This is a genomic window from Actinomycetota bacterium (genome assembly GCA_016700055.1).
GTDB lineage: Bacteria > Actinomycetota > Acidimicrobiia > Acidimicrobiales > Ilumatobacteraceae > Kalu-18.
Genome location: CP064997.1, coordinates 2046752 through 2071735 on the forward strand (window position 1 = coordinate 2046752; position 24984 = coordinate 2071735).

A 24984-nucleotide genomic window follows, 5' to 3' on the forward strand; every position below is an offset into this window, starting at 1 on the left:
ATTAGGTGAAGTCGACCTCGGCGGTGTCGACCGCGGCCGCGCGGCGCCCCGGTGCGGCCTGATTGCGCCAGTAGAGGTTGGTGTGAGCGATCACCAACTCCGGGTCAGGCGCGCCGTATTGGCTCAGGTCTTCGGTGGTGTGCGCGTCGGCGACGAGCGTGACGTCGTAGCCACGCGCGAAGGCGCCGTGGATGGTGGAGCGCACGCATGCGTCGGTCTGGGCGCCGGCGACGACGAGGCGGCCAATGCCCCGCTCGCCGAGGATCGCCTCCAGGTCGGTGCCCTCGAAGGAGTCGCCGAAGTTCTTGTGGACGAGCGGTTCGGCGGGCTCGCGCACGAGCTCGGGGACGTACTGCCAGCCGTCGCTGTCGCGCGGGAGGTCGTCGTCGGAGTGCTGCACCCAGATCACCGGTGCATCGGCCGATCGCGCCTTGGCGACCAGGGTGTTGATGTTCTCGATGACGGCGTCGCGGTTGTAGGCGCCGCCGACGACGTCGTTCTGCACGTCGATGACGACCAACGCCGTGTTCGGCCGATCGGGGAGGGTGGTCATTCGAAACCTCGCTCTCGCGTGGACGGAGTGCCGAACCTACCGGGCCGCGCCGGGCCTGCCGGCCGACCCGCTCGTGCAAGGCGATCGTTACGCTGGATCGGGTGGCCGAGGAGGACAGCAACGTAGAGAAGCGGTTGCTGGTCGTGTCGATGGTCGCCGCCGCAGTGCTCGGCGTGGTCGGCGTGGTGTGGGGGATCCTCGTCGGCTCGCAGATGATCCTGCTCGACGGCATCTACTCCTTCGTCGGCATCGTCTTGTCCGGGCTGCTGCTCTGGGCGTCTGCGTTGTCCGAGCGTGAGCCCACACGCCGCTTCCAGTTCGGCATGGAGGCAGCGACGCCGCTCGCGATCGCGATCCAGGCCTTCGTCCTCCTCGCCACGCTGCTCTACGCGGCGGTCGAGGCGGTGTACGCCTTGCGCAGCGGGGGCAGCGAGATCACGGCCGGCTGGGGCATCGCCTACGGCGTCGTGGCCGCCGTCTCCTGCGTGCTGGCGGCCGTCGAGCTGGGGCGCCGGTCCGGTCATTCGGACCTGCTGCTGTCCGAAGCAGCGGCGTGGCGTGTGGCGGCGTGGCGCGGGGCCGGCATGGTGGTCGGGTTCGTCGTTCTGCTCTTGTTGCAGCGCTCGCGCTGGTCGGAGGCGGCGCCGTACGTCGACCCGGCGATGGTGATCATCTCGTGCGTCGCGCTGCTGCCCACCCCGCTCGGTCTGCTCAGACGTACGGTCGCCGAGTTGCTCGAGGGCGCGCCGGGGCGTGAGATCAGCGAGCTCGTGCACGCGGCGGTTCGCGAGGTACAGGCCGCGGCGAGCCTCGACGAGCCGACCGTGCACCTGTCGAAGGTGGGCTCGAAGCTCTACGTCGAGATGAACACCACGGCCGGGCCGGACACGACGATCAGCCAGGAGCACGAGGTGCGCGAGGCATTGCGCCGCCGCCTCGACGCGTTGCCCTACGAGGTGTGGCTGAACGTCGAGCTACGGCCCCGCGAGCCGGTCACCGAGCCGTAGGCGTGAACGCGCACACCGCGTGCGCGAGCAGCCGCGCGCCGAAGCCGCTGCAGCCGGGAACGAGCACCGAGCGGCGGGCGTCGGCCTGGGACGGCCCGGCGATGTCGATGTGAGCCCACGGCGAATCGCCGACGAACTCGCTCAAGAACAGTGCGGACAGGATCGCGTCGGGCAGGCCGACAGGCGCGCAGTTGGTCATGTCGGCCGTGAGCGAATCGAGCATCCGTCTGTAGGGGCGGTGCATCGGGAACTGCCACACCAGCTCGCCGCTGATCGCGGCGGCGGCCTTGACCTGCTCGACCAACGCCTGGTCGTTGCCCATCACAGCGGCCATCTCCGAGCCGAGGGCGCGAGCGGCCGAGCCGGTGAGGGTGGCGATGTCGAAGATCGCGTCGGGCTTCGCTTCGGCGGCCAGCACCAGGGCGTCGGCGATGACGAGGCGACCCTCGGCGTCGGTGTCCATCACCTCGACCGTCTTGCCGTTGCGCATGGTCAGTACGTCGCCGAGTGCCGTGGCGGTGCCGGAGGGCATGTTGTCGGTGCACATCAGATACCCGACGACCTCGGCGGTGCAGCCGAGCTCCTTCAGCGCGCACATCGTGGCGAACACGGCCGCCGCGCCCGACATGTCGTTCTTCATCTGGGCATGCCACTGGTCGGAGGGCTTCAGGCTCAGCCCACCGGAGTCGTACATCACGCCCTTGCCGACCAAGGCAAGGCGCGCGGTGGGCGAACCGGCCGGGCGGTACGTGAGCTGGATCATCCGCGGCGGTTCGACCGAGCCGGCGTTGATGCCGAGGATGCCGCCCATGCGCATCTCGCGCAGCTGGTCCTTGCCGAAGATCTCCACCTCGAGCCCGCGCTCTGGTCCGAGCTCCACCGCGAGGTCGGCGAACTTGGCCGCCGACAGGTAGTTGTGCGGGGTGTTGGCGAGGTCGCGCGACATGGCCGTCGCCCCGGCGAGGACGCGGCCCCGCGACGCGCCGGCCTCGGCAGCAGAGCTGCGGCCGCCGTCGGCGACCAGCGTGAGCGCGGCCACCGGCGTGCCGGCGGCCTTCTTCCGCAGCGCGTCGTAGGAGTAGCGCGACAGCACAACCCCCTCGACGACGGCCTCGGCGGCCACCTCGTCGGCGACACCGTCGACCGCGGGGAGCTGTACGGCGAGCTGGTCGAGCTTGCCGGTGGCGTGGGCGAACGCCGCCGCGGCGTCGCGCAGTGCGCTCGCGTCGGGTGCGTCGCCGATGCCGCTCACGACCACGATCGGCGCGTCCGCGCTCGGCACGACGAGCGTGGAGCCGAGACTGCCGTCGAACCCGAGTGCTTCCAGGCGGGCCCGGTCGAGGCCGACCCGCGGGGGCACGTCTCCGCTCGGGCTGAGCAGCAATCCGAGCGCCGTCGCCCCGGTCGGCACGTCGGCGGCCACCGATACCTCGGTCGAGACGGCGATCGAAGGAACGGGGGAGAAGGCGGCTTCGGGCATCGGGGCTCCTCGCGGCGATGAAGGGTGAGCGTGACCAAGATTAGGACGCGATCGAACAGCGACAGGTCGGAGTCGACCGGCGAGGCTTAGCATCCGCCCGTGGACGAGAGCCAGATCACCTACCTCGTGCTCGCCGGCGCTGTCGTCCTCTTCGTCTCGGGCAAGGTGCCTGTAGCCCTCGTCGCCGTCGGGGTCTCGCTGTCGCTCTGGGCGACCGATGTGCTCGAACTGGACCAGGCACTGGCCGGATTCGGCGACCCGACGGTGCTGTTCATCGCCGCCCTGTTCGTGGTCGCCGACGCGCTCGAGTCCACCGGCGTGACCGCGTGGATCGGCCAGCAGATGCTCGCTCGTGCGGGCAACGGACGAGCACGCATCGTGGCGATCGTGATGGTGGTCTGCGCGGTGATCACCGCCTTCATCACCCCGAACGCGTCCGTAGCGGCACTGATCCCCGCCGTCGTCGTCATCTCCATCCGCACCCGGCTACCGGCTTCGCAGCTACTGATGCCTCTCGCCTTCGGCGCCCACGCCGGTGCACTGCTCGCCCTCACGGGGAGCCCCGTCAACGTGTTGGTCTCCGAAGCCGGCGAAGAGAGCGGGGCGGGTGGCTTCGGGTTCTTCTCCTTTGCCCTCGTCGGCATCCCGCTGCTGATCGGAAGCGTCGTGATCGCGGCCTTCCTCGGATCGCGTGTGCTGCCGTCGCGCAGTGGACGCAGCATGCCGCGCGACTTCAGCTCGCTCGCGTCGACGCTCCTGCGCGAGTACGAGCTCGAACACGACGTGGACGACCTGTTCACCCGCAAGAAGGGCGTAGCCGAGGTGGTCGTCCCCCCGCGTTCACCACTCGTCGGGCAGAAGGTGTTCCGCGGCATGGTCACCGAGTCCGGTGAGCTGATCGTCATCGGCATCGGCCGCGACGGCGAGGATCTCGGCCACCGCGACGTCGAGCTGCGCGCCGGTGACTCGCTGCTGCTGCGCGGAACCTGGGAGGCGCTCGACCGCCAGATCGACGACGAGGTCCTGACCGTCGACGAGCCAGACGCCGTCCGGCGCCAGGTGGTGGCGCTCGGCCTGGGGGCAAAGGAGGCCATGATCGTGCTCGCCGCGATGGTGGCGCTGCTCATCACCGGCGCGGTGCCGCCCGCCGTTGCCGGCCTTCTGGCCGCCGGCGCGCTGGTGCTGTTGGGGGTCACCACGATGGAGCGTGCCTACCGAGCGATCTCCTGGACGACGGTGATCCTCGTGGCCGGCATGATCCCGCTGTCCACCGCGATGCAGACGTCCGGGGCCGCCGGGGAGATCGCCGACTTGCTCGTCGACCTGGTCGGCGACTCGGGGCCGCGCATCTTGCTCATCGCGCTGTTCGTGCTCGTCGCGGTGCTGGGCCAGCTCATCTCCAACACCGCCACCGCCCTCATCGTGATCCCCATCGCGATCTCCGCCGCTGCCGAGCTCGACGTGTCGCCCCGACCGGTGCTGATGGCGGTCAACGTGGCCGCCGCGGCCGCCCTGCTCACCCCGGTGGCGACCCCGGCGAACATGATGGTCATGGAACCGGGCGGCTACCGCTTCGGCGACTACTGGAAGCTCGGGTTGCCGCTCCTCGCCTGGTTCTTCGTCGTCGCCGTCTTCATCACCCCGTTGATCTGGCGCTTCTGAGGGCGGCACGCGCAGCGAGAGCCGCCAGCTCCGCAAGCGCCGCGAGCGCGCCCCACTTCTCGGTCGGATAACGCGTGGGGGGGCGGGCGGGTGGTCCGCCAGAAGGGGGGAATAGATGATATGTCAATGATGTTTGATGATCTGTCGAGCGGTGTATGAGCACCGGACAGGAGGAACCGAGGTCGATGAGCGACGAGCGCAAGGTGTTCGGGGTGTTCGGGGGCCGCGGGTTCCACTGGGTGGGTGACGGCTTCCACGTCACGCAGGTGTTCCCCGGCGCGCACGACCTGGGGGAGCGGATCAGTCCGTTCCTGCTGATGGACTACCACGCGCCCTACGACTACCCGGCGACGGACACCCCGCGCGGCGTAGGGGTGCACCCGCATCGGGGTTTCGAGACCGTGACGCTCGCGTTCGAGGGGGCGCTCGCGCACCACGACTCGACCGGGGCCGGCGGGGTGATCCGCGCCGGTGACGTGCAGTGGATGACCGCTGCCAGCGGGATCTTGCACAAGGAGTACCACGAGTCCGAATGGGCCAAGACCGGCGGGCGGATGCACATGATGCAGCTCTGGGTCAACCTTCCCGCCGCGCACAAGATGGACCCGCCCGGTTACCAGCCGCTCTCCGCCGCCGACATGGGCACCGTCGAGCTGGAAGGCGGCACCGTGACGGTGATCGCCGGCGAGTACCGTGGCGTCGAGGGCCCGGCCCGCACGGTCACGCCGATCAACCTGTGGCGGGTCGAGCTTCGCCCGGGCGGGTCGATCGACATGTCCTTCCCCGCCACCGACAACGCCGCCGTGTTCGTGATGGAAGGGTCCGTCGACGTGAACGGAACCACGGCCGGCGAGCATCACCTGGTGCTGTTCGAGAACGAGGGCACCGACATCCACGTCGCCGCCCCGACGGGAGCGCACCTCCTCGTGCTCGAGGGCACCCCCCTCGGTGAGCCGGTGCTGTTCCACGGGCCGTTCGTGATGAACACCCGCGCCGAGCTGATGCAGGCGTACGAGGACTTCGAGCTCGGCCGCTTCGGCCAGCTCGTCTAGCAGCCGAGAGGACGAGCGATGACGACCACGGTGCGCGACAACGCCGGCGAGCACCGGTACGAGATCTGGGAGGACGGCACGCTCGCCGGGTTCGTCGTATACGAGTTGGACGGCGACGTCGCCGACTTCGTCCACACCGAGACGCTCGCCGGGTTCGAGGGCCGCGGGCTCGCCTCGACGCTGGTGCGCGGCGCGCTCGACGACGCCCGCCGCCGGGGCTGGCAGGTACGACCCTTCTGCCCGTACGTGCGTGGGTTCATCGAACGCCACGGCGAGTACCTCGACCTCGTGCCGCGGGACTCACGGGAGTTGTTCGGCCTGCCCCTGTAGCTCGAAGGATCGCGAGCGGTTCACTCCCGCCGGAAGGTGACGCGCCAGTCGCCGCCGTCGAGAGGGTCGGCGACGTAGGCGAAGCCCTGCTCGGACAGCACCCCCTCGAGCGGTATCGGCTCGAACGGTGCGTAGACGACCAGCACCTCGCCGTCGCCGACCCGCCCGGCGGCGTCCATGATCTCGGCGAAGGGCTCGTCGCCGCGAGCGAGCGTCGGGCGCGCGTCGACCACGCGGGCGGTACTCGTGATGTCGATCGCCCAGACCTCGGGGCCTTGCTCCACGTACTCCCACCCGAAATGACCGGGCCGGGTCGCTTCCAGCTGATACCGCAGCGGCGCCGGGTCGTGGTCGTTGACCAGGCGCAGCGCCTCGCCGGTGGCCAGCGCGTCGAGACGCTCGAAGATCGTCTCGTGGCGCACCCGGGGCGGGATCGGTCTCACGTCGAGCGTCTGCACTCGCTGTCCTCCTGGCCGAGGTCGGCTGCCGATGCCGGCAGGTGTTCTTCTACTCTAGGCCTGAAAAACCCGTCCGGCGAAGGGGCCGGGCGAGCCCACGTAGGGTGTCCGGACTGGGCGCAACCTTCTGGGGGTGTGATGGAGCCGACCAAGGGCGTTGGTGCCGCGTTCGGCTCCGCTGCGGGGTACGAGCTGTTCATGGGCCGGTACTCGCGACCGCTCGCCGTCGTCTTCGCCGACGCCGCCGGCGTCGCGCCCGGGCAAGCGGCGCTGGACGTCGGCTGCGGGTCCGGCGCGCTGACGACGGTGCTCGTCCACCGGCTGGGCGCAGGGTGCGTGGCGGCGTGTGACCCCTCGAGACCGATGGTCGAGACGTGCGCGGTGAACCACCGCGGAGCCGCGGTCGTCCAGGCGCGGGCCGAGGAGCTTCCGTTCGGCAGCGACCGGTTCGACGTCGTGCTGACCGAGCTCGTACTTCACTTCGTGGCGGATCCGGAGGCCGCCGTCGGTGAACTGCGGCGAGTCGCGCGCCCGGGTGGGACGATCGCAGCTTGCGTGTGGGACTTCGCCGAAAAGATGGAGATGCTGCGCCACTTCTGGGACGCGGCACTGACCGTCGACGCCGCCGCCCCCGACGAGGCGCGCACGCTCCGCTTCGGCGCAAGGGGTGAGATCGCCGAGCTGTTCACGACGGCTGGCCTGACCGATGTGGTCGAGACGACGCTGCGGGTCAGCTCGACATACGAGGACTTCGACGAGCTGTGGTCGGGTTACCTCGCGGGGATCGGCCCGGCGGGATCCTTCTGCCTCTCCCTACCCGACCGAGATCGCGGCGCGTTGCGCGCTGCGTTGTTCGACCGTCTCGGTTCTCCTACCGGCGGGTTCACCCTCGGCGCCACCGCGCGCTGTGGCCTCGCCCGGGTGTGACAAGCTCCCCGCGTGGCTGCGCGGGTCACCCAACGGGTCGCGGTCGACGAGGTCGCCGACCTCGTCACGCGAGCGCCACGAGCGGCCATCGCGTTTGCCGGCGCCGACGGGCCCCAGATCCTGCCGGTCGCGCTGCGCGTCGACGGCGAGACGATGAGCGTCGGCGTCGACCGAGGGGCAGTGCCCGAAGGCGGGCTCCCGCCTCAGATCACACTCGTCTCCGACGACGGCCGGTTCTGGTTCGAGCTACGCGCGGTGGTGTGGCGGGGAGTCGCCGCTTCCGCGCCCGAGGCCGCCGGCACGACCGACGAGGAGCGCCTCACGTGGTACCGGTTCGAGCCGCGCCGAGTGGCGGCGTGGGACTACTCGAGGCTCCACGAGGTCCACGACGAGGAACCGGGATGACCCCCGACGATCCGACCGTTCGGCACTACCTGAAGCACTCGATGGTGATGCGCCTGGCGACGCAGTCGAGCACGGGGCGCGCCTCGCTCACGCCGATCTGGTTCGTGGTGAGCGACGGCGCGCTGGTGGCGTCGACGGCGGCGAGCACCGTCGCCGCCCGCAACGTGGCCGCCGATCCGCGCGTCGCGGTGCTGCTCGACGCGGAGCGGGCGGGCGGCGCGGAGCACGTGCTGCGGCTGCGGGGTACCGCCTCGCTGCACACCGGATTGCCTCCGCTCGGGACCTTGGCCCGACTCGCGGGCAAGTACTACCTGGCGCCGCGCGGCCTCGGCGGTGAGCTCGCCCATGTGCGGCAGTGGCGGGCTCGGCAGCGGTACTACGCGCAGAGCGAAGCGGTCTGGATCGAGATCCGCCCCGACGCCGCCGACCTGCTCTCCACCCCGCGTTCTCGGTCGGATTCGTGACACATAGCGCGACTCATCCGACCGAGAACGCGGGGGAGTGCTCGCTAGATTGCCGATATGACCGCAGTGCCCTGGCTCGACGAGCGAGAGGCACGCGCGTGGCGGTCGATGCTGCAGATGCAGATGCGCCTGACCGGAGAGCTGGCCCGGCGGCTTTCCGCCGATTCCGGGTTGTCCTATCAGGACTACGCGGTGCTCGTCGCGCTCACCGACATCCCCGACGGGCGGCGACGCCTGAAGGAGCTGGGCGCGATGCTCGGCTGGGAGAAGAGCCGCCTGTCGCACCACGTCACCCGCATGGCCGACCGGGGTCTGGTGACGAAGGAGAGGTGCGACTCCGACGGCCGTGGCGCGTTCGTCGTCGTCACCGAGCACGGCCGCTCCGAGATCGAGCACGCCGCCCCCGGGCACGTCGGCGCTGTCCGGGAGTTGTTCGTCGACCGGCTGCGCCGCGACCAGCTCGACACGCTGGCTGACGTCGCCGAGGCGGTGCTCGCCGGGCTCGAGCCGTGTGACGACGCCGACATCGAGCACTGCTGAAGCCCTCGATCCGAGCACGTACTCTCGCTCGGATGGAGAAGGTTATTTACGTCTTGTGGCCGACCGTCGATGAAGGGGTCGAGCTGCGATCGAGGCTGCTCGGCAAGACCGCCGACGCTCTCGTGGCGGCGGGTGCCCGTGGTCTGCAGGTGAACATCGCCGACGACGACGTGGAACCGGCCGCCGGGTTGCGTCTGGCCGGCAGCTCTCCGTTGCCGTCGGCGGTCGTGTCGGTTTGGATGGACAGCGCCATCGACGAGCTGCGCCAGCCGTTCGACACCGCCGTCGGCGCCGCCGCCGGTGAGTACGCCGCGTACCTGGTGACCGAGTCCGAGCCGATCCGCAACACCCGCCACCCGGTCGTGCCCGGTAGGCGCACCGAGGGGTTCGCCCAGATCGCGTTCTTGCGCCGGCCCGTTCGCCTCGACGCCACCACCTGGCGCTCGATCTGGCAGGACCAGCACACGAGGGTGGCCATCGACACCCAGGACACCTTCGGCTACGTGCAGAACGTGGTGGTCAGGGCGCTGACGCAAGGAGCCCCGCCCTACGACGGCATCGTCGAGGAGCTGTTCCCGGCGGCGGCGATGAGCGATCGCCACGCGTTCTTCGACGCCGTTGGTGACGACGATCGCCTCGCCGAGAACTTCCAGGCGATGATCGCGAGCAGCGGGAAGTTCTTGGACCTGGAGGGCATCGAGGTCGCGCCGACGAGCCAGTACGCGCTGCTCCAAGAGGTTTTTCCACAAATCTGACGCCGCGTCAGATACTGTCGGGTGATGGCGCCACCAGATGCCGCACCAGACCAGGCGACCGACGAACGAGAACTCGAATGGCCGCGACCGGCCCTGTCGAGCGTCTGGCACCGTGCCGTGGACGACCTCGTGCTCGTCGGGTTCCGGCGGCGCAAGCCCCATCGCCCCGAAGACCAGCTCACGCGCGTCGAGAGCGAGGCGACGGCAGCGCTCAAGCTCTACCGCGAGCTCGGCTGGCTCGACGACCCCACGCTCGCCCATCCCGAGCCCCCGCCGCCCACCGTGGTGGAGGTGGCGCCGGCCAGGGCCGGACGCACCACGTACAAGGCGGTCACCTTCGCCAGCGGCTATGAGCCCGGGGTCGCAGAGCCGGCGGCAGAGCGCTGGAACAGCTTCGCCGCCAACCGGACAGTCCACGTATGGATGCTGCGCCACCGCGAGCCGCGGCCCTGGGTCGTCTGCCTCCACGGCGCCGGGATGGGACGAGCGATCATGGATTTCGGGCTCTTCCGCGCCGGGTGGATGCACGACACGCTCGGGCTCAACGTGGCAGCACTCGTGCTGCCGCTTCACGGGCCACGTCGAGCCGAGATCCCCGCCGACGCGCACTTCCCTAGCGAGGACGCGATGCACAACATCCACGGGGCACGCCAGGCGGTGTGGGACGCCCGTCGGCTGATCGCCTGGATCCGCACGCAGGGGGACGAGCCGGTGGGGGTCATCGGCGTGTCGCTCGGCGGGTACATCGCCGCGCTGCTCGGAGGCCTGGCCGACGGACTGCGCACGGTGATGCTCGGTGCGCCGGTGGCCGATCTCACCGCGCTCATCGAACACCACAAGGGATCTGCCCTGCCTCACGAGAAGGCGAACATCGCGCTGGCCCGTCAGCTCGGTCCGGTGGTCTCGCCGCTCGCCTTCGCGCCGCGCGTGCCGTTCGACGGTCGCTTCATCTACGCGGGCGTCGTCGACAAGATGGTCAACCCACGTCATCATGCCGAACGGATCTGGAACCACTGGGGGCGTCCGGAGGCGCTGTGGTACCAGGGCGGCCACGCCGACCTCGGATGGGCGAAGGTGATCGGTCGGTTCATCGAGAGGAATCTCGACGAAGTGGAGATGACCAGACGGCGTCCAGCCGAGACGCCGGACTGACGCCTCCGCTCGGCGCGGTATATTCCGCTCCCCTCCAACCACCGCGTCGCAACCGGGGTGTGCGAGACATGATCCTGTGGCTGGGTTCGAGAAGTCGACCGCAACCAGTGGAGCTCGCCGGTGAGCGTCCGGGTCGCCCCGGAAGAGAGGAAGCCGGATGGAAGACCAACCGATCACCTGGAAGCGGGACCTGTCGTCGACCGACCTGATGATGTACAGGGGTGACTCCACCGCTCGCTCGCGCTCGTCGATGATGTACATCGAGACGCTCGATCGCGTGCCCGACTGGCAACGGCTGCGTACCGAGACCGACCGCGTCAGCCGCGTCGCGATTCGCCTGCGCCAACACGTCGTCGCTCCTTTGCTGCCCTTGGCGCCGGCTCGCTGGGTGGTCGACCCCGACTTCGACCTCGACTACCACTTGCGACGGATCACGCTGCCCGAGCCACGCACGTTCGAGCACCTGCTCGAGGTCGCGGCCAAGATGTACGCCTCGCCGCTCGACCTCAGCCGTCCCCTGTGGGAGGTGACGCTGGTCGACGGCCTGGAGGGCGGTGAGGAGCGGGCCGCCCTGGTGTGGAAGATGAGTCACGCGATCACCGACGGCGTCGGCGGGGTGATCCTCGACCGGATGTTGCGTACGACCGAGCGTGAACCGCCGCCGCGCCCGATGCCGACCCTGCCCTCACCGGAGGACGTCACCCCGATGGAGCTGACCCGGGCCGCTGCCCGGCGCCTGCCGCTCAAGCTGGTGACCGGATCGGTGCGACGGCTCTCCGACGCAGCCGGAACCGCGCGCCGGGCAGCCCGCGATCCGCAGGGCGCGGTACGCGACACGGTGCGGGTGGTGGGCACGGTCCGCAAGCTCGTCTCCGCAGCCGTCGAGCCCTCGCCGTTGCTCGCGGGACGCAGCGTCAACCGGCGGTTCGCGGCCCACGACGTCGCCCTCGCCGACCTGCGCGCCGCCGCCAAGGCGCAGGGCTGCTCGGTGAACGACGCATACCTCTCAGCCGTCACCGGTGCGCTGCGCCGCTACCACGAAGAGCTCGGCATGCCGATCGCGGCGATCACGATGGCGCTGCCGATCAACCTGCGCACGTCGACAGAAGCGGGGGCGATCGAGAACAAGTGGGCGGCGGCGACGGTCGCGGCACCGGTCGCGGAGCGTGATCCCGTCCGGCGCATGCGAGCCCTGCGCGAACTGGTGCTCACCGCGCGGACCGATGCCAACGTCGACGTGCTCGGTCTCATCGCGCCGGTGCTGGCCTGGTTCCCCGAGCAGCTGCTCGCCGGTGTAGGGGCAGGCACGCTCGGCATCGACGTGCAGGTGAGCAACGTGCCCGGCAACGCCGCGCCGCGATACGTGGCCGGCGCGAAGGTGCTCCGCGCGGTGCCCCTCGGCCCCGTGCCAGGGGTGGCGATGATGGTGACGATGATGTCGACGTCGGGGCGCTGCTTCGTCGGTGTCAACTACGACCCGGCCGCGGTGACCGATCACGACCGCTTCGTGCGGTGCCTGCGCGAAGGCTTCGACGAGGTGCTCGCCACCACCGGTGGGTCCACCCGCCGATCCTCCGCCAAGAAAGCCCCGACGTCGCCGGCACGGAAGCCGGCGCCGGCACCGAAGCCGGCGAAGCGCGCTGCGCGGAGCAAGCCATGACCGAGATCGAACTGCGCCTGCCCGGCACCGTCGCCGAGATCGCGGCCGACAAGGGCGGCAAGAGCGTCGGCGCCTTCTTCGACTTCGACGGCACCCTGATCGCCGGCTACTCCGCGAAGCACCTCACCCAACAGCAGATGCGCAACCGCGAGTTCCACGCCGGCGAGATGGTGCGCGCCCTGGGGGTGATCGTCGGCGGCGGCGGGCTGAACCCCGAGACGTTCGCCCAGGTGCTCGAGCTCGCCGCCCAAGGCTGGCGGGGACGCGCGGTGGAGGACCTGGACGAGATCGGGTTGCGTCTGTTCCAGAAGAAGATCGCCGACCTGATCTTCCCCGAGATGCGAGAGATCGTCCGTGCCCACCAGGCGAGCGGACACACCGTGGCGCTCACCTCGTCGGCGACCAGCTTCCAGGTGGAGCCCGTTGCCGCCTACCTCGGGATCGACAACGTGCTGTGCAACCGGTTCGAGGAGGACGACGGCGTGCTCACCGGCGAGGTCGTGCAGCCCGTGCTCTGGGGCCCGGGCAAGGCGGACGCGGTGCAGGTGTTCGCGCGCGAGCACGGCATCGATCTCGGGCGGAGCTACTTCTACGCCGACGGCGACGAGGACACCCCGTTGATGCACCTGGTCGGGCGCCCGCGCCCGACGAACCCGGGCAAGCACCTGGCCAAGGTCGCCGCGCAGCGGGGATGGCCGGTGCTGCGCTTCACGAGCCGCGGCGGCGGATCGATGCTGCGCTCGGCGGCCGGGCTGCTGTCGCTGCTGCCCGTGGCCGGAGCCGGTCTCGGGGTCGGTCTGCTCGCCCGCAACAGGCGCGCCGGGCTGAACTTCGTGTCGGAGAACTGGATGGATCTCGTGTTCGGCATCAACGGGATCAAGGTCAACGTCGCCGGCAGGGAGAACGCCTGGTCGCAGAGGCCGGCGGTGTTCATCTTCAACCACCGCAACAACTTCGACGCGTTCATCGCCGCGAGCATCGTGCGCAAGGACTTCACCGGCGTGGCAAAGGGAGAGCTGCGCAAGGACCCGGTCGTCGGCACGTTCGGGCGGTTCATGGACCTCGCGTTCATCGACCGCGCCGACTCTGCCTCGGCCGTGGCCGCCCTGAAGCCGATCGAGGAGATGGCCGCGAAGGGCCTCTCCGTGCTCATCGCCCCAGAAGGCACGCGGACCGACACGTTCGAGGTGGGCGAGTTCAAAAAGGGGGCGTTCCGGATCGCGATGGCGGCCGGTATCCCGATAGTGCCGATCGTGATCCGCAACGCGGAGATGATCGGCGGGCGTGACGCGGCGACGATGAACCCCGGCACGGTCGACGTCGTCGTGCTGGAGCCGATCCCCGTGAAGGGTTGGACGCTCAAGAACCTCGACCAGAAGATCGCGCAGATGCGCCAGCTCTACGTCGACACCTTGCGTGACTGGCCCGGCTGATCGGCTGCGATCAGTCGAGCAACGTCGTGCGCCCGTTGGTCTCCCACCACTGCGCGGTCAGGGTCAGCCCGGTGATGCTCGCCCGCGGGAAGACTTCTTCGTAGGTGCGCTTGTAGCCGGTGTGACTGATCAGCCACCGGCCATCGACCAAGCGGTACCGATCGGAGTAGAACGCGCCGCCGGCGATCGTGAGTCCGTACTGCTGGTGCACGACCACGTCCTGGAGCGCCCATGTCCCGGTCGCCTCGGCGGGGCCGACGAGGTCGATCTCGGGCTGGGTGCAGCGGTGGCTCGACAAGAACTGCGTCGAGCCCATCGACTCGACGAGGAAGTCCATGATCGCGGCCCGTGAGTCGAACTGCAGGGCGCCTCCTCCGTAGCTCGCGGTGGCGTCTTCGGTGAGGCAGTCGGCGAGGTCGTTCCACAGCTTCTGGTCGAGGGCGCGCAGGTAGCGGTACTTCAGCCGGCAGATGTCGTGGATCGCCAGCAGGTCCTGTAACTCCATGGTTTCCCCCTCGGTGGCTAGATGGCTCGGTCGGCTCGGGTGCAATCCCGGTGCAGCTTCGCGCAATTTTCTGACGGTCCGTCAGAACACAGGTATCATCGCGTGACTGTCGACACACCACGGGACCCGCGCCGACCGGCAGCTTCGTATTGGCGACGATTCCGAAGATCCAAAGGGAGAGCGATGCGTTACCGACTTCTGGCCACAGTTGCCGCCGTCTCACTGCTCGCGGGCGCTTGCGCCGCGAGCGGCGACGACGAGGGCGGCACCGACACTTCGGGGCCGGGCACCACCGTCACCCCCGAGACCGGGGCGCCTGACACCGAGGTGCCTGATACCGCAGGCGTCACCACCGCTCCCGACGACACGGCGACCGACACCACCGAGGTCACCGACACCAGCGCGCCCGAGGCGGAGGGGCCGATGTTCGGCACCATGGAGAGCCCGTGCGGGCCGGCAGGCGCCGACGGCGCCGCCACGATCGCCGAGGGCCAGAACGGCGGCGAGACGCTGAAGCTCGGGGTACCCACCGACCGCGGGTACGAGGCGCGCGCGCTGAACTTCGAGATGTACGACGCCGCTGTGGCCTTCGCCGGGTGGTGCAACGATCAGGGTGGCGTCCGCGGTCTGCCGATCGAGATCGTCGACCTCGACGCCAAGCTGTTCGAGGTCCCCGCCGCGGCCGAGCGGGCCTGCGCGGAGGCGTTCGCGATGGTCGGCGGCGGCTGGGTGTTCGACGACCAGATGTTCCCGCGGATCAACGAGTGCGGCCTGATCAACTTCGCCGGCTACACCGTCACGCCCGCCGCGGCGATGAGCAACGCGATGGTGCAGCCGATGCCCAATCCGTTGAACGACAAGCCGGCTTCGCACTGGCTGTGGGTGAAGGAGAACTACCCGGACGCGATCACGCGCACGGCGATCGTCTACACCGACTTCTTGACCACTCAGGTCGTCCTGCGTCAGATCGAGGACCAGATGAACGCGATCGGCGGGTTCACGGTCGTCGACCGCATCCCGACCAACTCCGCCGGCGAGGCGAACTGGGTGCCGTTCGCCCAGCGGCTGAAGGACAACAACATCGGCTTGCTGACGATGGCCGGCTCGACCAACACCGCGGTGTCGCTGTTCAAGGCGATGCGTGAGGTGGGCTTCGTCCCCGAGGTGGTGATGTTCGAGGCCTCGCAGTACTCCGAGGAGATGGTCGCCGAGGGCAACGGCGACGCGACCGAAGGCGCGATGGCGCGCAGCGCGTTCGCGTTGTTCGAAGAGGCCGACAAGGTGCCCGCGATGGCCAGCTATGTCGAGATGATGGACGAGTTCAACCCCGAGGGAGGCCGGGCCCTGCTCGGACTGCACTCGATCTCGGCCTTCTTGCTGTTCGTCACCGCGGCCAACACCTGCCTCGACGGCAACGACAACGTGCTCGAGCGCGACTGCGTGCTCGCGGCCGGCCGGGCCATCGACTCGTGGACCGCTGGCGGGCTGCATACCGAGACGAACCCCGGGGCGAACATGCCCCCGTCGTGTGGCTTGATCGTCGGCGTGCAAGGTGGCGAGTGGACGAGGGTGTTCCCCGAGTTCGGTTCCGCCGACGACGACGGCAACGGCTTCCACTGCGACGGCGAAGCAGGCGTCACCCACATCGAGGGCGACTACGGTGACCCGGCGCCGGGCTTCGACCCCAACCGCCCGGAATGACGTCGATCACCTAAAGGCGATGGTCGCGGGGAGCGGTACGTAGCTCCCCGCGACCGACCAGGGGGGACCAATGCTGGCGTTCGACTTCGACAAGCTCCTGATCACGACCATCATCGGGCTCTCCACCGGTGCCATCTACGCCGTCATCGCCGGCGGCCTGGTGGTCACGTACACGACGTCGGGCATCTTCAACCTCGCTCACGGGGCGACAGGCGTGCTGGCGGCGTTCACCTACTGGCAGTTGCGCTTCGACTGGGGGTGGCCGGCACCGATCGCGTTGTTGATCGTGCTGTTCGTGCTCTGCCCGCTGTTCGGAGCGTTCACCGAGCGCTACATCATGCGTGGCCTGAAGGACACCACGGAGGTGGTGCGACTATCGGTGACGGTGGCGCTGTTCTCGGCGATGATCGGGCTGACGAACTGGCTGTGGCCAACGGGTGAGTCCCGGGCTGCGATGCGCCGGTTCTTCGAGGGCAACCAGGTGAGCATCGGCGGCATCAACGTGAGCTGGCACAAGCTGATCACGATGGGCTGCGCCATCGTCGTCGCGCTCGTGCTGCGCCTGCTGATGTACCGCAGCCGTACGGGCCTCGCGATGCGGGCCGTGGTCGACGATCGGGACCTCACCGAGCTGAACGGCGCCCGCCCCGATTGGGTGGCGATGCTGTCCTGGGCCCTCGGGGCGACGCTCGCCGGATTGGCCGGGATCCTGCTCGCGGGTGAGCAAGGGATCAACGTCGAACCGTTGATCCTGCTGGTGATCAACGCCTACGCGGCGGCGATCATCGGTCGATTGCGCAGCCTGCCGATGACGTTCGCCGGCGCAGTGCTGCTCGGTCTGCTCGATGCCTTCTACCTCGGTTACTCCGACGCCGATTGGTTCCCGAAGAGCGCATTCGGCTTCAGCCTCACCGGCGTGCGCGCCTCCATCCCGACCATCGTGTTGTTCGCAGCGCTGATCCTCATGCCCCAGGCGAGGTTGCGCGCCGGCGTCGTGCGCCTGCGTGAGAAGCACATCGAGCCCTCGTGGAGCACGGCGTTCGTCGGTGCAGGGGTGCTGATCGCGTTCACCGTGGCGATCAGCGGGATGCTCACCCGCGCCGACACCCTTCTGCTGATCAACGCGTTCTTGCTGGCCATCGCCGCACTGTCGCTCGTGCCGCTCACCGGCTACGCCGGCATGGTGTCGTTGGCGCCGCTCACCTTCGCCGGCCTCGGGGCCGTGGCGATGGCGAAACTGCCGGGTAACGGCAACCTGCTCAGCCTGCTCGGCGCGATGGCGATCGTCGCCGCGGTCGGCGCGGTCGTCGCCGTGCCGGCGCTGCGCGTCACCGGTGTGTACCTGGCTCTCGCCACTGCCGCGTTCGCGGTGCTGGTCACGAACCTGGTCTTCAACCAGCGGCAGACGTTCCAGACCGGCAACATCGCGGTGCCCCCCCTCGACCTGCCCGGCCTCGACCTCAGCTCACCGCGAGCGCGCCTCGTCATGCTGTCGTGCGCGTTCTCGGTGCTCGGTCTGGGTGTCGTCGCGGTGCGGCGCAGCGCACTCGGCCGCCGGTTCATCGCCGTCAAGGACTCCCAGGCTGCCGCCGCCACGATCGGCATGAACGTCACCGCGGCGAAAGTGGCCGCGTTCGCGATCTCCGCGGCGATCGCCGCCTGCTCGGGGGCACTGACCGGTGATCGCACCAGCGCGCAGCGCTACGACTTCCTGCAGAGCCTGCCGGTGGTGTTGCTCGCCGTGGTCGGCGGCGTCGCCGCGGTGTCCGGCGCCCTGCTCGGGGGGATGATGCTCGGCGCGAACGCCGTGATCGAGGCCATCGCCGGGTCGGAGTTCGTGCGCAACCTGGCCAAGGTGCTGCCGGGCACACTCGGCATGACGCTCGGACGCAGCCCCGCCGGTGTCACCGACCAGACGTCGGAGGGTTACCGACCGCTCGTCGGCCGTTGGGGCCTGATCGCGCTCGCCGCCGCAGGAGCCGTCGTCATCTGGGCGTTGACCACGACCGGGGCCGTCAGCCACTGGTCGTTCGTCTTCGCGATGACGGTGTGGATGCTCGGCATCGTCCCGCTGCTCACCCAGATCGTCGACCACCGCGACCGGCGCAGCGTTCTCGCCGCGGTGTTCCTCCTCGCCGCTGTCTGCGTCGCGGCCTTCGTCGATTGGGGTACGACCATCGCCACCGCCGGTTGGCGGGTCGTGGCGCTGGTGCTGTTGATGGTCGTCGTCATCCAGGTCACGAGGCGGATACTCGACCGTGAGCCGAAGGCGCCGGTCGCCTCGCCCGACGATCTCGGGCTCGACCGTGAGCTCACCGCGGCCGAGGTGGAAGAGATCGACCGCGCCCTGCAGGTGGTGCTCTGATGACGCTCCACGTCGAATCGGTGACGGTGGTGTTCGGTGGCGTGACCGCGGTCAGCGAGGTGTCGCTCACGGCCGAGCCCTCCCACGTCACCGGGCTGATCGGGCCGAACGGCGCGGGGAAGACGACGCTCTTCAACGTGATCTCGGGGATCATCACCCCGGGCAACGGCTCGGTCCGTCTCGACGGGATCGACCTCACCAGAATGGCCCCCCACCGTCGTGCCCGCCACGGCATCGCCCGCACGTTCCAGCGCCTCGAGCTGTTCGGCTCGCTGTCCGCCGCGGAGAACGTCCGGGTCGCGGCCGAGGTCGCCGGGCGCCCGCACGCGATGGACTTGGCGATGGAACTGCTGGAGCGGGTCGGCATCTCCGAGCATGCCCGCCAGCCCGCCGGCGAGCTCGACACGGGTACCGCGCGCCTGCTCGAGGTGGCCAGGGCCCTCGCCACCAGCCCACGAGTGCTCCTGCTCGACGAGCCGGCCTCCGGGCTCGACACCGGCGCCACCGAGCGGTTGGCGACGCTGTTGCGCGACCTCGCCGCGGACGGTCTGGCGGTGCTGCTCGTCGAACACGACGTCGAGCTGGTGATGGGCGTTTGCGACCGGCTCTTCGTGCTCGACCTCGGCCGGATCATCGCCGGAGGCCCGCCGGACGAAGTCCGCCGCCTGCCCGCGGTCGTCGAGGCCTACCTGGGAGCCGAGTCATGAGCGCGCCGCCGATCCTCGAGCTGTGCGGGGTGCGCGCCGGCTACGGCGCCATCGAGGTGCTCCACGGGATCGACCTCGTCGTCCCCCGGGGCGAGGTGGTCGCCGTGCTCGGCCCGAACGGTGCCGGCAAGACGACTGCGATCCGGACCGCAGCCGGCCAGCTTCGGCCGACCTCGGGCACGCTGAGGGTGGCCGGCTTCGACGTGACCGGATCGAGTGCGAGTGCGCTCGCGCGGGCTGGGCTGTGCACGATCCCGGAAGGGCGGGGCATCTTCCCGAACCTGACCGTGCGCGAGAACCTCTGGATGGCGACGTTTCGCGGCACCAAGCTGAGCGACGTCGAGGAACGTTCGTACGCCCGGTTCCCCCGCCTCGGGGAGCGACGCACGCAGCTCGCCGGCACCTTGTCGGGCGGCGAGCAGCAGATGCTCGCCCTGGCGCGAGGTCTCACCTCTGATCCGTCCGTGCTGCTGCTCGACGAGCTCTCGATGGGGCTCGCCCCCCTCATCGTCTCGTCGCTCTACGAGCAGGTCGCCGCGATCGCCGCCGACGGTGTGTCGGTGCTGGTGGTGGAGCAGTTCGCCCGCACGGTGCTCGGGGTCGCCGACCGCGCGGTGCTGCTGACGACGGGGACGGTCCGCTGGGCGGGGACCGCGGCTGAGCTCGCCGAAGCCGACCTGACCGCGATGTACCTCGGGTACGGCCACTCACACGATCACTGACGAAGTCAACAGACCATCGACATGGAGAAGACGACACCATGAACAACGACCGCATCTCGCAGTTCACCGAGGAGATCGGCGAGCTGAAGGTCGCCGGCGCCAAGGCGCAGAACGAGCGGTGGCTGTTCCTGCTCGGTGCCGTGGCGCTGGTCGTCGGCGTGGCACTAGCCGTCTACGGCGGCATCCAGGCGGCAGGGACGACCGACCGCGCCGACCAGACCGCGTTCATCGCCTCCGGCAGCCTGCTCGGGCTGGCGGCGATCGTCGCCGGTGCCGCATTGTTCGTGCGCTACTCGCTGGCGCGGTTCTTCCGCTACTGGCTGGTGCGTCTGGTGCACGAGCAGCGCACCGAGACCGACAGATTGATCAAGGCGATCGAGTCCGCACGCCCTGGCGGCCCGTCCGCGACCGGCGACGACACCGTCTCGCGCTGACCCTTCACTTCGGGGGCAAGCCGAGCAAGCGCAGCGCGTCGAGCTTGGCCTGCTTGTAGTCGACCTTGCCCACCGGAGTGCGCGGCACCTCCTCGACGAAGAGCACCTCCTTCGGCGCCTTGAAGCCGGCGAGGAGAGTCTTCGTGTGGGCCTGGACCTCGTCGGGTGACATCTCCATCCCCTCGCGCAACTCGACGAGTGCGGTGACCTGCTCTCCCCAGCGCTCGCTCGGCGTCCCGACGACGGCGGCGTCGAAGATCATCGGGTGCTGCAAGAGCACGGACTCGACCTCTTCTGGATGGACCTTCTCGCCGCCGGAGTTGATCGACGACGATCCGCGACCGAGGATCGTGATGGTGCCGTCGTCCTCGATGCGGGCCTCGTCACCGGAGATCGCCCACCGCTTGCCCTCGATCGTCGGGAAGGTGGCCGCGGTCTTCTCCGGGTCCTTGTAGTAGCCGAGCGGGATCGGTCCCGAGCGCGCGAGCAGGCCGACCTGGCCGGTGTCGCAACGCTCGAGGGTGTGGCTGAAGACGGCGGTGTCGGGCCCGGCGGTGAACCTCGGCGCGGTGTAGCTCTCGCCGGCGTCGGCACGCTGGGCAGCGGAGCCCGTCTCCGACGAGCCGTACGCGTCGACGATCATCACCCCCGGCAGGGCGGCGCGCAGCTCGTCGCGGACGCCCGCGGTGAGCGGCGCCGCGCCGTTCGAGATGGCGGCCAGCTTGGACAGGTCGAACTGCGGGCGATCGGGGGCGAGCAGCGCCTCGGCGAGCGGGCGCGCCATCGCGTCGCCGAGCACGGTGAGCGAGTTGGTGCCGGAGCGCTCGGCCAGTGCGAGCACGCCGTAAGGGTCGTACTTGGCCCCGGTGTACAGCGCGAAGCAGCCGCCCGCGACGTGGGCATTGCCGGACACCCATTGCGTGCCGCCGTGCATCATCGGCCCTGCTGACAGCAGCACGATCTGCGCCGGGGCGGCCTTGGCCTCCTCGGCGACCTGCTCGCAGCTCTCGAGTGGGCGCCCGTAGCGCATCGCGTTGAGGGCGGCGAGCACCCAGTCCTCCTGGCGCCAGAGCACGCCCTTCGGCATGCCCGTCGTGCCCCCGGTGTAGACGATGTAGACGTCGTCGGGGGAGCGCTCACCGAAGTCGCGCTCGGGCGACGCGGCAGCCAGCGCCTGCTCGTACTCCTCGCCGATCGTCAGCCTGTGGCGCAGGTGCGGCAACGCATCGGAGACGGCGTCGAGCGCGCCGACGTACTCCGGGGCGACGACGACGGCGACGCAGTCACTGTTGTCGTAGAGGTAGCGCAGCTCGTTCTCGACGTAGCGGTAGTTGACGTTCACGGGCACCGCCCGCGCCTTGAAGCACGCGTAGAAGGCCTCCACCCACTCGGCGCAGTTGCGGGCGTGGATGCCGACGTGCTCACCCACCCCGACGCCGCTCGCGCGCAAGTGGTTCGCGAGCCGCGTCGCCCTCTGGTCGAGCTCTCCGTAGGTGAGGTGCACCTCCGGCGTGACCAGGGCCGGCTTGTCGGGGATGGCGTCGGCGACCGCCTCGAAGATGTCGGCGAAGTGGATGTGACGGATGACCATGGCAATTAGGATAGGTGTTTCTGACGATGCATCAGATTCGATCCGCTCTGGACGGGCCGGTGCCAGCGTCGGACGTGCCGGTTGGGGGGCAACGATGCAGGTGAGCGTGCTCGGAGGGGGATCGTGGGGCTCGTCCGTGGCGTCTCTCCTCGCCGGACGCCACGACACCTTGCTCTGGGCGCGTGACCACGCGGTGGCCGCCGAGGTGGACGAACGGCACACGAACGAGTCGTACCTCGCCGGTATCCGCCTGCACGACCAGCTCCGCGCCACGGCCGACTTGGAGCGCGCGGTCTCCCATGCAGAGCTGTTGATCGTCGGCGTGCCGACCAGCGCGGTGCGCTCCACCCTCGAGGCCGCGAAGCCGTGGATCAGGCCGTGGATCCCCATCGTCAGCCTGGCCAAAGGGCTCGAACAGGGAACGCTGCTGCGGATGACCGAGGTGATCGCCGAGGTGGTGCCCGGGCGACCGGTGGCCGCGCTGACCGGGCCGAACATCGCCCGCGAGATCATGGCCGGCCAGGCCGCGGCCAGCGTGATCGCCACCGAGGACCTCGCCGTCGCTAAGGCGATCCAAGTTGTGCTGTCGCGCGGGGTGTTCCGCATCTACACGAACCACGACGTGATCGGGTGCGAGTTGGGCGGGGCGATGAAGAACGTGGTCGCCATTGCGTGCGGGATCGCCCAAGGGCTCGGTGTCGGCGACAACACGCGATCGATGGTGATGACGCGCGGGCTGGCCGAGCTCTCCCGGCTCGGCGTGGCGATGGGGGGCGAAGCGGCGACGTTCGCCGGCCTGGCGGGCATGGGCGACCTGATCGCGACGTGCCTCAGCCCCCACAGCCGCAACCGAACCGTCGGCGAGCAGCTCGGCGCGGGCAAGACGCTCGACGAGATCACCTCACAGATGAACATGGTCGCCGAGGGTCTGAAGACGGCAGCGACTGCCCACGAGCTGGCCGCCCGCTACGGCGTGGCGATGCCGGTCCACGAGGAGATCTATCGCGTGGTCAGCGGCGCGATCCCCGCCGCGATGGCTTACCGCGGGCTGCGCATGGAGCCGGGTCACGAGTCCGAGCCCGGCTAGGACATCGGCAGACGGGATGAGTCGGGCCGCCGCGCTGATGCTCTCGCTCGCGGCGCTCGCCGCGTGCAGCCAGCCCGAAGACGCCCGAACTACGACGTCGGCGACGTCACCCCGAGAGCCGGTACCGACCACGGGGCCCTCCCCGGTGATCGACGAGGTGCCCGTCGTATGGTTCGCACCCCTGCCGCCTCTTCCCGTGGTCGAAGGTCGTCCCTTCACCGGTGCGGACGACTTCATCGAGCTCTTCGAGCCTGACGCGCCGTGGGCCGAAGCGGCCGAGCGCGTTCACGTGTTCAAGCTGTACGGCGAGTGGGTCGGGTACGCGACGCCCGATCAGCTCCGCACGGTCGTGCGCAATGCGCAAGAGCGCGGGTTCGCGCTGGCGATGGAGTTCGGGCCACTCGACGCGGAGGGCTGTGGGGACGGCATCGAGGGTTTCTCCGGCGTCGCCTACGCGGTGAGCGCGGCGGAGCGGGTGAAGGCCGCCGGTGGTGAGCTGCACCTGCTGGCGATGGACGAGCCCTACTACTACGGCCACTTCTACGACGGGCCGAATGCGTGTCGATGGAGCGCGGAGAAGATCGCGCAGGAGATCGGCCAGTTCGCCGATGCGATGAGGGAGGTCTTCCCGAACATCCTCATCGGGGACACCGAGGCGATGGCCGGGCCGGCGGGGGCCGCGCAGCTGAGCGAGTGGATCGACACGTTCGAGCGGGTGAACGGGGATCCGCTCGCGTTCTTGCACCTCGACGTCGACTGGAGCCGGCCCGGTTGGGCGGACGAGGTCGCGTCCGTGCACGAGCACGGCACCGAAGCCGGCGTGCCGATCGGGATGATCTACGCGGGGAACGCCTTCGACCGCAGCGACGAGGAGTGGTTGTCCGCGGCGGGTGAGCGGGTGAAGCTGCTGGAGATCGGCACAGGTGTCGTCCCGGACCATGTCCTCTTCCAGTCGTGGAACGACAAGCCCGACCGCGTGCTGCCCGAGTCGGAGGAGTTCACCTTCACGAACTTCGTCAACGACTACTTCGGCCAGAAGTCGGAACTGGGGTTCCGCCGAGAGGGCGAGGGCGCGAACCTCGCGCTCGGCAAGCCTGTGCGCACCTCGGGTGTCGTCGATGGCCTCACGGGCGCGATGGCGGTGGACGGCGATCGGGGGACGTTGTGGAACTCCGGTGGCGGCCCCGTCCAGTGGATCGAGATCGACCTGGGGGACGAGTACAGCGTCGGTGAGATCGAGTTGACCATCGCCCAAGATCCGCCGGGCAGCACGACTCATCGGCTCCTGTTGGCCGGCGCTGGCGGTCAGTTCGTCGAAGCGGCGGTCTTCGAGCAGGACACCGCAGAAGGCGAGGCGCTGGTCTTCACGCCCGTGAGTCCGGCGGCCTCGGTCCGGTTCGTTCGGGTGGAGACCACGGCGAGCCCGTCGTGGGTGGCGTGGCGTGAGATCGAGGTGATCGACGCCGGGAGCTAGCTGCCGGGCGCCAGGCCGACGGAGGCGGATCTCAGACCAGGATGCGTTCCTCGGGGGCCTCGACGCCGATGACCGCGAGCGTGCGACCGAGGCCGAGGAACATCCCGCAGCAGATGGTCAGATCGGCGAGCTCGTCGTCGGCGAACGCTCCGTGTAGCGCCTCCCAGAAGGCGTCGTCCATGGCGAGATGGTCGAGAGCGAAGCGCTGGGCGAACTCTGCCGCCAGCCGCTCACGATCGGTCAGCACGGTGCTCTCCGCCCAGTTGGCAACTTCGGCGTAGAAGCCGTCGTCGACGCCCGCGCCCGTGTCTTTCGGGCGGCTGCCTTGGCATACCGCACAGTCGTTGATCAGCGCGATGGTCCAGCGCGCAGCCTCACGCTCACGTACGGGAAGCCGGGTGTTGCCGTATACGGCTTCGGACAGCGCGCCCATGCCGACCGCCATCTCGGTGCGCAGCAGCGCCCAGTCGACGTGCTCGCCGAAGCCTCTATCTGGGAAGGAGATGCGGGCCATCGCCCG

25 protein-coding genes are annotated in these 24984 nt (G+C 69.6%); 19 read left to right on the forward strand and 6 right to left on the reverse strand.

The genetic code is table 11. From position 1 onward, the window contains the following. Window position 1: 1 nt before the first annotated feature. Entirely contained in the window at window positions 2–553 is a 552-nt protein-coding gene (locus IPM43_10040) for a cysteine hydrolase (protein ID QQS23769.1), read from the reverse strand. 101 nt (window positions 554–654) lie between these two features. On the opposite strand from IPM43_10040, the gene IPM43_10045 reads away from it, so the two are divergent. Next, the gene (locus IPM43_10045) at window positions 655–1560 is read left to right on the forward strand and encodes a cation diffusion facilitator family transporter (protein ID QQS23770.1); all 906 of its coding nucleotides are present in this window, start codon (window positions 655–657) and stop codon (window positions 1558–1560) included. Here the strand turns inward: IPM43_10045 and IPM43_10050 are convergent. Beyond that, window positions 1547–3040, reverse strand: a complete 1494-nt coding sequence (locus IPM43_10050) for a leucyl aminopeptidase family protein (protein ID QQS23771.1) — start codon at window positions 3038–3040, stop codon at window positions 1547–1549. The two genes, IPM43_10045 and IPM43_10050, sit on opposite strands and share 14 nt — an antisense overlap. A gap of 99 nt (window positions 3041–3139) precedes the next feature. Here IPM43_10050 and IPM43_10055 point away from each other — a divergent pair, with 99 nt between their 5' ends. From IPM43_10055 to IPM43_10065, 3 genes are all read left to right on the forward strand, one after another. Further along, entirely contained in the window at window positions 3140–4702 is a 1563-nt protein-coding gene (locus tag IPM43_10055; GenBank protein QQS23772.1) for an SLC13 family permease, read from the forward strand. 185 nt (window positions 4703–4887) lie between these two features. Continuing rightward, window positions 4888–5754 carry a pirin family protein gene (locus tag IPM43_10060; protein ID QQS23773.1) on the forward strand — a complete coding sequence of 289 codons (867 nt, stop codon included), beginning with the start codon at window positions 4888–4890 and terminating at the stop codon, window positions 5752–5754. A gap of 18 nt (window positions 5755–5772) precedes the next feature. Then, complete coding sequence (locus tag IPM43_10065) at window positions 5773–6084, forward strand: N-acetyltransferase (GenBank protein ID QQS23774.1); 312 nt, start codon at window positions 5773–5775, stop codon at window positions 6082–6084. Window positions 6085–6104: 20 nt separating this feature from the next. Here the strand turns inward: IPM43_10065 and IPM43_10070 are convergent, their stop codons facing one another. Further along, on the reverse strand, window positions 6105–6542 hold the full coding sequence (locus tag IPM43_10070; GenBank protein ID QQS23775.1) for a DUF2249 domain-containing protein: 438 nt from the start codon (window positions 6540–6542) through the stop codon (window positions 6105–6107). 138 nt (window positions 6543–6680) lie between these two features. On the opposite strand from IPM43_10070, the gene IPM43_10075 reads away from it, so the two are divergent. The 8 genes from IPM43_10075 (at window position 6681) to IPM43_10110 (ending at window position 13878) form a co-directional block, all read left to right on the forward strand. Beyond that, window positions 6681–7469 carry a class I SAM-dependent methyltransferase gene (locus tag IPM43_10075; protein ID QQS23776.1) on the forward strand — a complete coding sequence of 263 codons (789 nt, stop codon included), beginning with the start codon at window positions 6681–6683 and terminating at the stop codon, window positions 7467–7469. Window positions 7470–7481: 12 nt separating this feature from the next. Further along, window positions 7482–7874 (forward strand): hypothetical protein, encoded by a 393-nt coding sequence (locus tag IPM43_10080; protein QQS23777.1) that lies wholly within the window; start codon window positions 7482–7484, stop codon window positions 7872–7874. Beyond that, on the forward strand, window positions 7871–8338 hold the full coding sequence (locus IPM43_10085; protein QQS23778.1) for a pyridoxamine 5'-phosphate oxidase family protein: 468 nt from the start codon (window positions 7871–7873) through the stop codon (window positions 8336–8338). Before IPM43_10080 ends, IPM43_10085 begins: the two co-directional genes overlap by 4 nt. Before the next feature lie 57 nt (window positions 8339–8395). After that, a complete protein-coding gene (locus IPM43_10090; protein ID QQS23779.1) occupies window positions 8396–8878 on the forward strand; it encodes a winged helix-turn-helix transcriptional regulator in 483 nt (160 codons plus the stop codon). Window positions 8879–8910: 32 nt separating this feature from the next. Next, window positions 8911–9633, forward strand: a complete 723-nt coding sequence (locus IPM43_10095) for an EthD domain-containing protein (GenBank protein QQS23780.1) — start codon at window positions 8911–8913, stop codon at window positions 9631–9633. Between the two features lie 24 nt (window positions 9634–9657). After that, on the forward strand, window positions 9658–10785 hold the full coding sequence (locus IPM43_10100) for an alpha/beta fold hydrolase (GenBank protein QQS23781.1): 1128 nt from the start codon (window positions 9658–9660) through the stop codon (window positions 10783–10785). A gap of 157 nt (window positions 10786–10942) precedes the next feature. After that, complete coding sequence (locus tag IPM43_10105; GenBank protein QQS23782.1) at window positions 10943–12445, forward strand: DUF1298 domain-containing protein; 1503 nt, start codon at window positions 10943–10945, stop codon at window positions 12443–12445. Then, the gene (locus IPM43_10110) at window positions 12442–13878 is read left to right on the forward strand and encodes an HAD-IB family hydrolase (GenBank protein ID QQS23783.1); all 1437 of its coding nucleotides are present in this window, start codon (window positions 12442–12444) and stop codon (window positions 13876–13878) included. Before IPM43_10105 ends, IPM43_10110 begins: the two co-directional genes overlap by 4 nt. Window positions 13879–13888: 10 nt before the next feature. Here the strand turns inward: IPM43_10110 and IPM43_10115 are convergent, their stop codons facing one another. Next, on the reverse strand, window positions 13889–14383 hold the full coding sequence (locus IPM43_10115; GenBank protein ID QQS23784.1) for a nuclear transport factor 2 family protein: 495 nt from the start codon (window positions 14381–14383) through the stop codon (window positions 13889–13891). Window positions 14384–14566: 183 nt separating this feature from the next. On the opposite strand from IPM43_10115, the gene IPM43_10120 reads away from it, so the two are divergent. The 5 genes from IPM43_10120 to IPM43_10140 all read left to right on the forward strand — a co-directional run bounded on the left by IPM43_10120 (window position 14567) and on the right by IPM43_10140 (window position 20312). Next, window positions 14567–16084: an ABC transporter substrate-binding protein gene (locus IPM43_10120; GenBank protein ID QQS23785.1), complete on the forward strand. Its 1518-nt coding sequence runs from the start codon at window positions 14567–14569 to the stop codon at window positions 16082–16084. Window positions 16085–16154: 70 nt separating this feature from the next. Further along, window positions 16155–18449: an ABC transporter permease gene (locus IPM43_10125; GenBank protein ID QQS23786.1), complete on the forward strand. Its 2295-nt coding sequence runs from the start codon at window positions 16155–16157 to the stop codon at window positions 18447–18449. Beyond that, window positions 18449–19156 (forward strand): ABC transporter ATP-binding protein, encoded by a 708-nt coding sequence (locus IPM43_10130; GenBank protein ID QQS23787.1) that lies wholly within the window; start codon window positions 18449–18451, stop codon window positions 19154–19156. The genes IPM43_10125 and IPM43_10130 overlap by 1 nt, the downstream gene beginning before the upstream one ends. Further along, complete coding sequence (locus IPM43_10135) at window positions 19153–19878, forward strand: ABC transporter ATP-binding protein (GenBank protein QQS23788.1); 726 nt, start codon at window positions 19153–19155, stop codon at window positions 19876–19878. The genes IPM43_10130 and IPM43_10135 overlap by 4 nt, the downstream gene beginning before the upstream one ends. A gap of 38 nt (window positions 19879–19916) precedes the next feature. Beyond that, window positions 19917–20312, forward strand: coding sequence for a hypothetical protein (locus IPM43_10140; protein ID QQS23789.1), 396 nt, complete (start codon window positions 19917–19919; stop codon window positions 20310–20312). 4 nt (window positions 20313–20316) lie between these two features. Here the strand turns inward: IPM43_10140 and IPM43_10145 are convergent, their stop codons facing one another. Then, window positions 20317–21903, reverse strand: a complete 1587-nt coding sequence (locus IPM43_10145) for an acyl-CoA synthetase (GenBank protein QQS23790.1) — start codon at window positions 21901–21903, stop codon at window positions 20317–20319. Window positions 21904–21997: 94 nt separating this feature from the next. On the opposite strand from IPM43_10145, the gene IPM43_10150 reads away from it, so the two are divergent. Both IPM43_10150 and IPM43_10155 read left to right on the forward strand, forming a co-directional pair. Beyond that, window positions 21998–22990, forward strand: a complete 993-nt coding sequence (locus IPM43_10150; protein QQS23791.1) for an NAD(P)H-dependent glycerol-3-phosphate dehydrogenase — start codon at window positions 21998–22000, stop codon at window positions 22988–22990. A gap of 16 nt (window positions 22991–23006) precedes the next feature. Further along, window positions 23007–24464, forward strand: coding sequence for a discoidin domain-containing protein (locus IPM43_10155; protein QQS23792.1), 1458 nt, complete (start codon window positions 23007–23009; stop codon window positions 24462–24464). Between the two features lie 31 nt (window positions 24465–24495). Here the strand turns inward: IPM43_10155 and IPM43_10160 are convergent, their stop codons facing one another. After that, complete coding sequence (locus tag IPM43_10160) at window positions 24496–24978, reverse strand: carboxymuconolactone decarboxylase family protein (protein QQS23793.1); 483 nt, start codon at window positions 24976–24978, stop codon at window positions 24496–24498. Between the last annotated feature and the right edge of the window lie 6 nt (window positions 24979–24984).

What these genes read in the sequence shown, in the direction of transcription:
- IPM43_10115 (QQS23784.1), bottom strand. Translation starts at nt 14,383, where the DNA reads ATGGAGTTACAGGACCTGCTGGCGATCCACGACATCTGCCGGCTGAAG.
- IPM43_10130 (QQS23787.1), top strand. Translation starts at nt 18,449, where the DNA reads ATGACGCTCCACGTCGAATCGGTGACGGTGGTGTTCGGTGGCGTGACC.
- IPM43_10120 (QQS23785.1), top strand. Translation starts at nt 14,567, where the DNA reads ATGCGTTACCGACTTCTGGCCACAGTTGCCGCCGTCTCACTGCTCGCG.
- IPM43_10065 (QQS23774.1), top strand. Translation starts at nt 5,773, where the DNA reads ATGACGACCACGGTGCGCGACAACGCCGGCGAGCACCGGTACGAGATC.
- IPM43_10090 (QQS23779.1), top strand. Translation starts at nt 8,396, where the DNA reads ATGACCGCAGTGCCCTGGCTCGACGAGCGAGAGGCACGCGCGTGGCGG.
- IPM43_10140 (QQS23789.1), top strand. Translation starts at nt 19,917, where the DNA reads ATGAACAACGACCGCATCTCGCAGTTCACCGAGGAGATCGGCGAGCTG.
- IPM43_10050 (QQS23771.1), bottom strand. Translation starts at nt 3,040, where the DNA reads ATGCCCGAAGCCGCCTTCTCCCCCGTTCCTTCGATCGCCGTCTCGACC.
- IPM43_10125 (QQS23786.1), top strand. Translation starts at nt 16,155, where the DNA reads ATGCTGGCGTTCGACTTCGACAAGCTCCTGATCACGACCATCATCGGG.
- IPM43_10105 (QQS23782.1), top strand. Translation starts at nt 10,943, where the DNA reads ATGGAAGACCAACCGATCACCTGGAAGCGGGACCTGTCGTCGACCGAC.
- IPM43_10160 (QQS23793.1), bottom strand. Translation starts at nt 24,978, where the DNA reads ATGGCCCGCATCTCCTTCCCAGATAGAGGCTTCGGCGAGCACGTCGAC.
- IPM43_10110 (QQS23783.1), top strand. Translation starts at nt 12,442, where the DNA reads ATGACCGAGATCGAACTGCGCCTGCCCGGCACCGTCGCCGAGATCGCG.
- IPM43_10135 (QQS23788.1), top strand. Translation starts at nt 19,153, where the DNA reads ATGAGCGCGCCGCCGATCCTCGAGCTGTGCGGGGTGCGCGCCGGCTAC.
- IPM43_10100 (QQS23781.1), top strand. Translation starts at nt 9,658, where the DNA reads ATGGCGCCACCAGATGCCGCACCAGACCAGGCGACCGACGAACGAGAA.
- IPM43_10095 (QQS23780.1), top strand. Translation starts at nt 8,911, where the DNA reads ATGGAGAAGGTTATTTACGTCTTGTGGCCGACCGTCGATGAAGGGGTC.
- IPM43_10085 (QQS23778.1), top strand. Translation starts at nt 7,871, where the DNA reads ATGACCCCCGACGATCCGACCGTTCGGCACTACCTGAAGCACTCGATG.
- IPM43_10060 (QQS23773.1), top strand. Translation starts at nt 4,888, where the DNA reads ATGAGCGACGAGCGCAAGGTGTTCGGGGTGTTCGGGGGCCGCGGGTTC.
- IPM43_10150 (QQS23791.1), top strand. Translation starts at nt 21,998, where the DNA reads ATGCAGGTGAGCGTGCTCGGAGGGGGATCGTGGGGCTCGTCCGTGGCG.
- IPM43_10145 (QQS23790.1), bottom strand. Translation starts at nt 21,903, where the DNA reads ATGGTCATCCGTCACATCCACTTCGCCGACATCTTCGAGGCGGTCGCC.
- IPM43_10155 (QQS23792.1), top strand. Translation starts at nt 23,007, where the DNA reads ATGAGTCGGGCCGCCGCGCTGATGCTCTCGCTCGCGGCGCTCGCCGCG.
- IPM43_10075 (QQS23776.1), top strand. Translation starts at nt 6,681, where the DNA reads ATGGAGCCGACCAAGGGCGTTGGTGCCGCGTTCGGCTCCGCTGCGGGG.
- IPM43_10040 (QQS23769.1), bottom strand. Translation starts at nt 553, where the DNA reads ATGACCACCCTCCCCGATCGGCCGAACACGGCGTTGGTCGTCATCGAC.